General features: G+C 43.9%; 10 protein-coding genes. 5 read left to right on the top strand and 5 right to left on the bottom strand.

What is annotated here, in order from left to right; translation table 11 throughout:
- Window positions 1-411 precede the first annotated feature (411 nt).
- From ACF8OV_RS14495 to ACF8OV_RS14480, 4 genes are all read left to right on the top strand, one after another.
- On the top strand, window positions 412-1722 hold the full coding sequence (locus tag ACF8OV_RS14495) for a TolC family outer membrane protein (protein ID WP_005464216.1): 1311 nt from the start codon (window positions 412-414) through the stop codon (window positions 1720-1722).
- Between the two features lie 2 nt (window positions 1723-1724).
- Window positions 1725-2345 (top strand): OmpA family protein, encoded by a 621-nt coding sequence (locus tag ACF8OV_RS14490; protein ID WP_005477817.1) that lies wholly within the window; start codon window positions 1725-1727, stop codon window positions 2343-2345.
- A gap of 150 nt (window positions 2346-2495) precedes the next feature.
- The gene (locus ACF8OV_RS14485) at window positions 2496-2849 is read left to right on the top strand and encodes a DUF2750 domain-containing protein (RefSeq protein WP_020840594.1); all 354 of its coding nucleotides are present in this window, start codon (window positions 2496-2498) and stop codon (window positions 2847-2849) included.
- Between the two features lie 188 nt (window positions 2850-3037).
- The gene (locus tag ACF8OV_RS14480) at window positions 3038-5014 is read left to right on the top strand and encodes a diguanylate cyclase (protein WP_203505053.1); all 1977 of its coding nucleotides are present in this window, start codon (window positions 3038-3040) and stop codon (window positions 5012-5014) included.
- Between the two features lie 76 nt (window positions 5015-5090).
- Here ACF8OV_RS14480 and ACF8OV_RS14475 read toward each other — a convergent pair whose 3' ends face one another.
- The 4 genes from ACF8OV_RS14475 to ACF8OV_RS14460 form a co-directional block, all read right to left on the bottom strand.
- The gene (locus ACF8OV_RS14475) at window positions 5091-5549 is read right to left on the bottom strand and encodes a hypothetical protein (RefSeq protein ID WP_392404375.1); all 459 of its coding nucleotides are present in this window, start codon (window positions 5547-5549) and stop codon (window positions 5091-5093) included.
- Between the two features lie 32 nt (window positions 5550-5581).
- Window positions 5582-6001 carry an NUDIX domain-containing protein gene (locus ACF8OV_RS14470; protein ID WP_317675706.1) on the bottom strand — a complete coding sequence of 140 codons (420 nt, stop codon included), beginning with the start codon at window positions 5999-6001 and terminating at the stop codon, window positions 5582-5584.
- Window positions 5991-6410, bottom strand: a complete 420-nt coding sequence (locus tag ACF8OV_RS14465) for an NUDIX domain-containing protein (protein WP_025631622.1) — start codon at window positions 6408-6410, stop codon at window positions 5991-5993. Before ACF8OV_RS14465 ends, ACF8OV_RS14470 begins: the two co-directional genes overlap by 11 nt.
- Window positions 6411-6617: 207 nt before the next feature.
- On the bottom strand, window positions 6618-8636 hold the full coding sequence (locus ACF8OV_RS14460; protein ID WP_203505055.1) for a methyl-accepting chemotaxis protein: 2019 nt from the start codon (window positions 8634-8636) through the stop codon (window positions 6618-6620).
- Between the two features lie 134 nt (window positions 8637-8770).
- Here ACF8OV_RS14460 and ACF8OV_RS14455 point away from each other — a divergent pair, with 134 nt between their 5' ends.
- Complete coding sequence (locus ACF8OV_RS14455; protein WP_015296721.1) at window positions 8771-9265, top strand: NlpC/P60 family protein; 495 nt, start codon at window positions 8771-8773, stop codon at window positions 9263-9265.
- Between the two features lie 62 nt (window positions 9266-9327).
- On the opposite strand, the gene ACF8OV_RS14450 is transcribed toward ACF8OV_RS14455, so the two are convergent.
- A complete protein-coding gene (locus tag ACF8OV_RS14450) occupies window positions 9328-9672 on the bottom strand; it encodes a DUF3802 family protein (protein WP_005453925.1) in 345 nt (114 codons plus the stop codon).
- Between the last annotated feature and the right edge of the window lie 137 nt (window positions 9673-9809).

Below are 9809 nucleotides of genomic sequence, written 5' to 3'. Positions count from 1 at the left end.
TGTACGATCCATATAAAACTTCACCCCAAATTACTGTCAACTTTTTGACTAACGATACTAATTTGCTATATATTGCCCGAATATATACTGCAATAACAGTAATTTGATGCCTATTTTCAACTTATAAGTCACAATTTTCCCATATTGTCGATTTTCAGTTGGTGGGTGATTTAGATCTCTGTATAAGCAACTATAAATGTAACAAAACCAAATAAAGGTGATATTAGTTCGAAGTTAAGCCCCGAGCAGGCGTATTTTCGTATCACTTTTGAAACACATTCTAAACAAAGCGATTGGTTACATCGTCGATTATTAGTGGTATTGTGCGCTAAATTATTGACGCCCTTATAGGTATTCCACTTATAAGCCCTCTCGCCTCGAGAAATTACATAACCATCTAGGAGAATCACAGTGAAGTGGACTCGTGCCAACGCCTTTTGTATTGGTGTATTCGCCGCTAGTCATGCTTTTGGGCAAACACTAGAGCAAGCCGTAGAAAATACGCTAAAAACAAATCCCGATATTAAAAGCGCGTTCAATGAATTCGTTAGCAAGCAGTATGTGAATGAAGCATCTGGCGGTGCTTACCTCCCTTCCGTCGATCTTGACGCAGGTATCGGTTACGAAGGTATAAATCCTGCAGAATCAGGACGAGACTCAACCGATCTGACTCGTAAAGAAGCCACTATCACTTTAACGCAATTGATTTGGGATGGCTCTGCCACTCTTAATGATATGGACCGTACTGCTGCAGATGCAGAATCTGTGCGATACCAACTACTTGCGGATGCGCAAGACACTGCATTGGAAGTGACTAAGGTGTACTTAGATTCCGTTAAAGCGTATGAAATTCTTTCTCTTTCAGAGAACAACCTGAAAGTTCATAAGAAAATTTATGAAGACATTAAAAAACGTGTCAACTCAGGTATCGGCTCGACCGCAGACCTGACTCAAGTTGAGGCGCGTTTAGCAAAAGCGCACGGTAACTTAGTTGCGGCTCAAAATAACCTGTTTGATAGCCAAACGATGTTTACGCGTCTTGTCGGACAATCGCCACAAGGATTGATCTTCCCACGCGCGGATCAAAACTTCATCCCATACACAATCGATGAAGCGATTGACTTGGCATTTGAATCTCACCCTGTCATCAAAATCTCGGTTGCAGATGTGGATTCAGCTAAGTTCCAGTACAAACAATCGAAAGGAACTTACTACCCGACCATTTCTGTAGAAGCAGCACAAACATGGCGCAACGATGCCGGCGGTATTGAAGGCAGCAGCGATGAAACGACAGCAATGCTTCGAATGCGTTACAACTTGTTCAACGGTGGTAGTGATGTTGCGAACGCAGAAAGCTTTGCATATCAGTTAAACAAAGCGAAAGATCTACGAGAGCGCGCATACCGAAATGTCGAAGAAGGACTTCGCTTGTCTTGGAGTGCGTTAGATTTAACTCTGCAACAAAAAGAGTTTTTAGCTGACCACGTAGACTCAGCTTCTGAAACGGTCATTGCTTACGAAAAGCAATATCGCATTGGTAAGCGTACTCTACTTGACCTTTTGAATACTGAAAACGAACTGTTCGAAGCAAGAAAGAACTATTTAGACGCTAAATACGCGGAACAATATGCGAAGTACCGAGTGATGAATGCTACGGGTCAACTGTTGAATGCCTTGCGTGTTGATGTACCAACAGAATGGAACCAGAAGGTGGAGTACTAATCATGAAACCGATGAAACTGCTATTAGCATTAAGCGTTATCGCCGTTACGCAACAAGCAATCGCTGAAGATGAGTACGATTACCGTGCATTCCCTACCGCAGAACAAATTGCTGACTTACAAGACGAAGATAACGACGGTGTGATTAACGCTCGCGACCTATGTCCGGGGACGCCAGCTGGCTCTGAAGTTGACAATGATGGCTGTGGCGAATACATCAAAGCATCTGAGAAAATGCAAGTTCGTGTGCTATTTGCCAACGATTCTGATGAGATCAATCCGGTATTTCGTCGTCAAATTCGTGAGTTGTCTGACTTCTTGAAGGATTACCCAACGACCTCGATTGAACTACAAGGTTACGCGAGTAAAACAGGTGGTTCAAAACACAATCAAGATCTCTCTGAACGACGAGCGAAAAACGTGCGTGACGCGCTATTAAGTTACGGTATTGAACCAAATCGTGTTCGCATCATTGGTTTTGGTGACACACATCTAGCAGAGCAAGGCACCGATCAGGTAAGTCACGCACTTAACCGCCGAGTGACCGCATCTGTTGTTGGTTACAAGGGTAAAGTTAAAAAAGAGTGGACGATCTTTACGACGCTTCCTGAAGCAGAAAGCTAATCTAAACTTTTACACTCTCACATCGCACTCAGATTTGACAAAAGGAGCCTCGGCTCCTTTTCTTTTCATAGTGGCTTGAAGCCGTATTATGCTTTAGGAATCGGCGCTTTAGTGGTAATCTAGCGGCGTCATAACAATGAGAGTTTTGAAATGAGCAAACTTACATCAGATATCCAAGCAAACCTTGATCTTTTCGTAGCAGAAACGAAAGAAAGCCAACTCGTTTGGGGTCTACGCAATGAAGAAGGTTGGTTGTCTTGCGATTCAACTGAGTTCGAAAATAGCGAAGTAATGCCTTTCTGGTCTTCGAAAGAAGATGCTGAAGCGCACAACGTTGAAGAGTGGGCAGATTTTACTGTTCTTGAAATTCCACTAGATATCTTTGTAGAAGATTGGCTTCTGACTCTTGCTGAAGACGGCGTTCTTGTTGGTACAAACTGGAATGATCAGCTAGAAGGCAAAGAAATGGAGCCTCAAGATCTAGCGAAGCTATACGTAGACTAATCGCGTTGACCTCGGCACTTGTGCCGGGGTTTCTATTCCCTCCCCTAGTTCTCAACACAAATATCGACCCACTTCATAGTTTTTCCATTCAGTATTGTTTATTCACTTCACGTGGTCACATCGCCTATAAGATAATGGGTATAACATACTGAAAAGATTATATAAGAAAAACACAAGGCTACTTCCTTATGCGCGCGCTGTCTCCTTTGCTTGCGTCACTGCTTTTTTGCAGTCAAATATACGCAAGTGACTCTACCGAGATTGAACACACCCAAAACTTTACGCAATGGCACGCTGTCTATCAAACAACGTTACACAACGATGCGGCTTCTGCTCTTAGCATGCTCCAAGACCGTTATCATACTTCCGTCTCTGACAGCGAAAGACTTTACGTCAGTGGGTTGATTTATGAGTATATGGCTAACATCAAGCAGCCTTATTACGGAAGTAGCCAAATCTTAAACAATGATTTCGCGAAGTTAGAGTCTGAGTACATTCTCGCTTTAAACGAACGTAAACATGGCAGTTATGACGCTTCTGTTGCCAGTTTCAACTCGTTAAGGCAAAAGATGAAACAAAATGGTGACGTGGAAGGTAAAGCTTTGATGAATTACCAGCTTTGCTACACGCTAAACCAGCAAGGCCGTTACCACAAAGCAAACTTCTTTTGCTCATCTCTCGAAAGCCATTTAGACGATAAGCACGCAGAAGTCTTTCCTGCAGACTTGGCGTTGCGAGTCGTAGCGAACAACTACAATTATCGCGGCGACTACGAAAAGGCTCTGAGCTTGTACCGCCTCCTGCTTGCCAATATGTCTTATCAAAGCGACCCATCTGGTATTTATAACGATGTCGGCAATTTACTCGCCGAATTAGGACAGTTTGAGCAATCGGAGCAATACCTCATCCAATCCTTGCTTGCGCGTCAACTTGAGGAGGCCCCACTCAAAGTGGCGCAAGTCGAACACAGCCTAGCTCGGATGTATAACAAATCGAAAGATTTCGATAAGGCCATTAACCACTACCAGAATTCATTGAAAATCTTGGAAGAGCTCCACTATCCGTATGGACAAGGCTTAGCATATTTGGGGCTTGCTTCCGCCATCGCTGAAATTGGCAACCTTGAACAAGCCGTCAAATACATTAACAAAGCACTCGGTTTGGGCGAGCGATATGAAAACAACCATTTGCAAACCGAGGGGCATTTAGCCGCTGGTTTTGCTTATCTGAAAAATGACGCGCCAGAAAAGGCGATCGAGCACGGTAAAGAAGCGTTCACACTAGCAATGGAAAACTCAAGGCCATTGCTACAAGCGAGAGCACAACTGTTGCTGTCCAATGCTTACCAAGAACTTGGGGATTACAAAGCGGCGCTAAGTCACTATGAAGCGTATTCTACATTAGAACTAGATAACCGAGACACCAGTAACATCAAGGCAATGGAAGCTCTTGACCTCACCAAAAATGAGTACGAATACGAACTGCAACTGATCAAACTTGCGAACGAGCGGAATTTAAAGCAGAGCGAGTTTGAAAAGCTTACAGATCAAAAACGCGCGTACAATTTTGTGGTTGCCTGCTTAGTGCTTCTTTTGGTGTTGGCAATAATGGCTCAGCGACAAACTCGAAATAAAGCACGGATAGACAGTTTAACGTGTGCCTTAAACAGAACCGCGATCATTGAAACCATCAAAAGCCAAACCTCGAAAACTCATCAAGAGATGCGATATGTTCTGGCTTTAATTGACTTAGATAACTTTAAAGCCATCAATGATACCTACGGCCACCCTACAGGCGATTTGGTTTTGAAACACGTTTGTCAAAGCATCCGCGTAAAACTCAATAAAGGTGAATACATCGGGCGTTTAGGTGGAGAGGAATTTGTTCTTTTACTCAAAAACGTTGATGAAATTGATGTACCGTTCCGAGTTCAAAGCTTGCATAAAACCATTTCGGAAAAACAAATCAAAACGGAAAGAAATGAAGACCTTCGTGTAACGGCAAGCTTGGCCTACCTATCGACATCAATGCCACTCACCAACTTCGATGAGCTGTACTCGATATTAGACCAAGCTTTGTATCAGGCGAAGAGAAATGGCAAAAACGCGGTTGTTGATGCGTACAATGAGCCAATTAACCTGAGTTCAGAATTTGCAAATTCGTGAAATGTCTATTCGCTCCTGATAGAAGCATAGTGTTTGCTTTGGCACTTCGCTCAAATCCGCTAGTTTTCCCTCGATATTAGATGAGAAAGGTTGTCGGGCTCGCGATGATAAAGTGTACTAATTCAGACACAAAAACAAACTTTTTCGACGGCGGAAAGATACAATCGTCCGAACATCTAAAGCCTCTTAACCAGAATCCGTCGTCGAGATCCCGTAGATACAAACCACGAGGATAAGCTTTGTCATTCGAAAGCGGGGAAGACACCACAGTAAGGTACTCTCCCTTCGCCAAATCAATTTCTTGTAAACGGAGGTATGGCGCAACAACTAAAGGACAAGGTGAAAGATTTTGTGTCGACGCAGCTTCAATCATTTCTCCAAGGGTCGCGCCAAAATAAAGTCCGAAGTCAAACGGTGTTTTTATCGTTAAAAAGATCGATTGAATGTCATCTGAGCACTCGACTTTGTCATCATCGAATAGTTGTTGGGCGAAGGCATTCAATTGAACACCTTTTTGACTCAAGTGCTTTAACAAGTTCTTCTTTGTTAAACCTCCAACTTGCAACCTCACTTACACCCCCCCCCTTGGTCTATCAGTTTTCGAATTTTTTCCAGTGCGTGCTGAAAAACAGTATGCGCCTGTGAGGAAATATCGCTCCCTATATCGTGCCAAAAAAACGCAAAATCATGTCCGCCATCGTCTTGCGTATGAAACGTCCATGAATCCGCTAGGTCTGCACACTCACACAAAACAAAATGCCATGCTTGATTTTGAAATCCACTGTCCCATGAGCATAAATACCGAGCGGAGATAACGTGCGTAATCCCAGATTCTTCAGCCAGCTCCCGTTTTGCAGCCGTGATGTAACTTTCATCAAACGTCTCAACCGTTCCCTTGACTAGCTGAATACCCGCTAAGGGATGCTGAAAAAGTAGGATCTCTTTGTTTTGCTTACGCAGAACAACGGGACAGACTTTATCGATCATAAAACCACTCCTCATTGTTTAAGCAGAAGGCTTTGGCTTGCTCTGGATACAAAGGAATCGTATGAAGTTGATCTAAACGCACCCACTTTAAATGATACTGGTTAACGTCTGATTGTCTGGTTTGTTCCGGCCCCACCCCCAGTTTCACTTTTGAGTTCCCTACATAAGAAAGAAAATAGGTTTCTAAGCGACCTTGGTTTTCGATCTCAAAAACCTTTTGGACTCGATTGAGTTCCAATGAGGTTTCTTCCAGCGCTTCTCTTTTCGCAGCTTCAACAGGCTGCTCTCCAACCTCAACACTACCGCCGGGGAAAACCCAATAGTGTCTATCGTTTTGAAAACGCTGGATAAGCAAAAGTTCTTGCTGATGATTAACCAGTATAAGGCTGGCTCTTTGTAATAGTTGCATGATTCATTCCTTTGAATTCGGACAACATTCTAGCCATCTTGTTTTACCGACATAGCTTTAACACCACGTAGTGATAACTCAGCCCTTAAGAAATGAGCAAGATGCGATATAACTCACTTCTGCTATTTGAATAGCAATGAGAAGGTGCGTAGAAGCAACAAAAAAGCAGAACCGAAGTTCTGCTTATAGAAGATGAAAACATGTCACTTATGCGGACTGATGCAGCTCGTATTTATGCAACATCGCTTGTTGATGCCCTGCAATTTCTGCCACTTGTTCAGAGCTTTCAACCATGGATTCAAGTTGTAGCTTTGTACGCTCTCCAAGCTCGGAAATATTATTGATGGATTGAGAGACGTCTGCCGTCGCACGTTCTTGCTCTTCCGTGGCAACAGAGATCTGCTCAACACGCTCTTGAATATGCTGAACCGCGAGGTTAATGTCAGAGAACGTCGATTTCACTTCATTGCTGGAATGCAGCGCGTGAGTCATTTCTTCTCGCGAATCGTTTACCGCTTGGCGAGAACGCTCTGCCGCAGTAATAAGCTCGCTCATCATTTCACGAATATTGGTCGTTTGCTGGGAGGTATCCTTTGCCAGTTTACGGACTTCATCCGCGACAACCGCAAACCCGCGCCCTTGTTCACCTGCGCGAGCAGCTTCGATGGCCGCATTCAGCGCAAGTAAATTGGTGTTTTCCGCGATACCACTGATCATGTCGACCATTTCACGAATCTGCTTAACACGCTGGTCTAGCTCTAACATTGATTGTTCATTCACATCCAAAGAGCTTTCTAATGATTCCAACCGCTTGCGGTTTTGCTCGACAACTTGGACACCTTTTTCGGTATGTCGTGTAGCAAGTAATGAATCTTCTGACGAAGCATTCGTTACTGTGGCAATTTCACGTATGGACGCCTCTAGCTGAGTAATCGTAGTCACCATGCTCGCTAACGCTTCGTTTTGCGTCGTTAGACCGTCATTGGTTTGCTCAGCTGCATCGTGGCTGATTTCTGCGGTTTGATAAAGCGTCTCACAATTACGTGTAACCGTTTGGATAGAGTCGTGTGTTGAATCGATCACCTGATTCAATTTGCGTGCGACCTCTTTTAGCTCAAAGGGGCCCATCTCATCTGCTTTGGCACGAAAATCGTGGTCAGTTAATGCGGACAAACGTACCAGCACATTCTTCAAGCCTCGGTTTGTCCACGTTTTTAGCCCGAACCAAGAGACCAAAATAACCAGAGAGATAACACACGCCGCGACAAGAACCATCATGCTGACGCTGCCTATGGTGTTATTGACCATGGCTTCGCGTTCATCAATCAAGTTCGATGCCGACTGCGAAATGCTATCCAAGAGCCTCATGGTTTCATCAGCTAATAACGACGCTTGATGAAACTCACGCTGTTGTTGTTCGCTTTGGGCCAACTTGGCAAGAATGAGTTGCAAAATGCCCTCGTCGTCAAAGCCTGATTTCACCATCTCATAAGGCGCTGTCAAGCTGGCGTAGTCACTGACTTCAGGGTGTAGGGCTTTGAAATCTTCGTAAGCAAGGTTAATCCCCGCAATCCGATTTCGCATCTCCCGATATTCTTTCTCTGCTTTAGGTAAATCGGTATGCATCATCATTACAAGGAAAGTGCTTTCCATCGAACTCGCAGATGCAATAAAACGGTTTGCCGCGTCACTCGACTCAGGATCGTCCAGGCTTAAAAATGAGCTAATTCTGTTCATCTCTGGGCCGATGGAACTCAGTCCATAGCGAAAACCACCAACATTCGCATCGATGTGCCCTTGCATCTGAATCACTGCGGATTGCTTGAGTAAAATGGAGTTTGTGATTTGGTGCAACGTCTCCACTTTATCTTTTAACTCATTGGAAAGCTGTGGAGCGACTTCGGATGTTTTCTCGATCAGACCTTCTGTCTGTTTCGCCAGCGCTTCAATTTGCGCTTCTACAAGCGGCAACTCTTTCGCTTCCGTTACCTGCATTCCATAGTTGAGCAGTTTCACCATTTCCAACACATTTCTGGTCAGAGTCGCATTGGCCATCGCAATCGGTAATGCTTTTTGAGACAAATCTTCAAATTGTTCTCCAACCTGCCCCATTCCTTTGAAACTTGAGACAGAAAGGGCTATAACAAGTGCGATGATAGTTAAAAATGTTGCGCTGATAGTCTGAATCAGTGAAAGCGATGTGCGTGAGCGTTTGCGCGTTGCCATAATCAATTTTTATTCTTTCTTGAGGTTGAGTCGGCTTTGTCGTGAATCCGTCACACATGTGAGACAAAACCGTGATTTTCAGCCCATACTATGGATTGGTTATGACATTAATATTTCAGTTATGAGTCATACAGATGACAGGTGAAGATTTGCGTCGTATATATTTTCCTTTGATAATCAGTGCTCTACTTTCAGCTTGTTCGTCTGGCCCAGAGCCGAGTGAACAGGTTGAAGTAACTGTACCCACCAATCAGTTATTGTCTAATAACCCTGACTTGTTTCAGTTTTACAACGAGTGGCACGGCACGCCCTATCGACTTGGCGGAACGCAAAAATCTGGAATCGACTGCTCGGCTTTCGTTCAAAGAGCCTTTGTCGAAGCGTATCAACTCGCCCTACCAAGGACGACAAAGCAGCAATCCACACAAGGCGTTGAGCTGAGTTGGACGGATGCCAAACAAGGAGATTTGGTGTTTTTTAAAACTCGACGAAGCACCTACCACGTTGGAATCTACTTGGGGAACAAGCAGTTTATGCACGCATCTACGTCTAAAGGGGTAATTATTTCTAGAATAGACAACCCTTACTGGGCGTCCAAGTTTTGGCAAGTAAGAAGAGTTACCTTGTAACCCTTCTTATTGTTGGAATAGTGTTTAGCTGAATATTAGGGGGCATACTCGGCATTTGAACATTAGTCGTAAGTGGCGACTGCGGTATCAAATAGGTTTTTCACTAACGCAATGTATTCATCTAGAAAAGCAATCTGTTCGTTCGTTGCTTTCTTGCTCCACACGCCCGCTAGCACTTCACCAAGGTCTTCTACAACGGCATCTGCTTCTTTAAGCAGTTTAAAACGTACGCTTGAGTGAAGCTCAGGGTTTTGCTCAAAGATCGCCATGATGTTTGAAGCAACCATGTCAGTAACCACATCTTCGATGCTTTCGGAACCTGTATCACCAATTTCCGTTGTGAAAATATCTAGATTAAGCGACAAATGCTCAATGAGAGCGAGATACCCATCGGTTTCTACAACCACTGTTTTTCTCCGTTTATTGCAAGCCTTCGTAGCTGAAAGCGAATTAGTTTCAATAGTAAGACATGCCGAGAAAATTTCATTAACTTATTTCATATTAATAAACATTCATGCGCTAACTGGATGCTTTTCAACCAATT

The organism is Vibrio sp. GLN_1, from assembly GCF_043106015.1.
Classification (GTDB): Bacteria; Pseudomonadota; Gammaproteobacteria; order Enterobacterales; family Vibrionaceae; genus Vibrio; species Vibrio parahaemolyticus.
The sequence above is the reverse complement of the archived record's forward strand: the minus strand, read 5'-3'. Positions and strand labels throughout refer to the sequence as shown.